This is a genomic window from Bacillus cereus, from assembly GCF_002567495.1.
Taxonomy (GTDB): domain Bacteria; phylum Bacillota; class Bacilli; order Bacillales; family Bacillaceae_G; genus Bacillus_A; species Bacillus_A cereus_AQ.
In genome coordinates this window covers 1-935 of record NZ_NVAP01000093.1, presented here as the reverse complement: position 1 = coordinate 935, position 935 = coordinate 1, and the positions used below count along the sequence as shown (strand labels likewise).

Here is a 935-nt window from a genome sequence, read left to right as displayed (position 1 = left end):
GACATGCTGGTGATAATGCCATTTTCTTTGGCATATGCTTGAAATTCCTGCGCTGTATAAATACTTCCTTGATCTGAGTGAAGAAGGACATCTTTTACTTTTCGCTTTCTCATTGCTTGTTTTAATGTTTTCATTGCTACTGGCAGTGCTTGGGACTCGCTGATGACATAACTAATAATTTCGCGATTAAAGGCATCCATAATCGTTGATAAATACAAGGTACGCTCTCCAAATAAGAGATACGTCACATCCGTAAACCACTTTTGATTTGGTGCGGATGCATCGAATTGGCGTTCCAATCGATGAGGAGCTACCACTGGTTCTGCACCATTAATATATTTCTTTTTCTTTCGACGCACTTTGGAGAGAATATGATTTTGTCTCATGATTCGTAATACTTTTTTATGATTCACACACAGCCCTATTTTCCGAAGAGTTGCGGTCACTCTTCGATATCCATATCGTAATTTATGCCGAAGACAAACATCCTTTATTTCCTCTTCTATCTCGTCTCTCAGGCCCTCTGTTCGTTGTAACCAACGATAAAATGTAGACCGGGGTAATTCTAATACATTACACAATTCTTTTACCGTTAGTTTTGTTTTTAAATCGGTCCATAAAGTAACTACAGTTTCCCGGTTCAACTCCTTTCGATTTCCAGATACTTTCCCCATATCAGTAATTTTGTTTTTAACTGTTTATTTTCTAACCGTAGCTGTTCCAATTCATTTAACTCTTTTGGCCCTTTTCCATAAGAATATTGTTTTCCTACAGGTTGTTGAAAACGGTACGTCTGACCGGTACGATACCACTTCATCCACGTCTTAATTTGGGAAACATTTTGAATTCCAAGCTTCTCCATAATTGTCCGATTGGAATATCCATCCTTTTTCATTTCAATCACTTTCCACTTTATTTCTTCTGGGTAATGAACT

1 pseudogene is annotated in these 935 nt (G+C 37.6%); it reads right to left on the bottom strand.

Annotation, left to right across the window (positions count from 1 at the left end):
- A pseudogene (locus tag COK05_RS30240) lies at nt 1-935 on the bottom strand (IS3 family transposase); the annotation flags it as partial.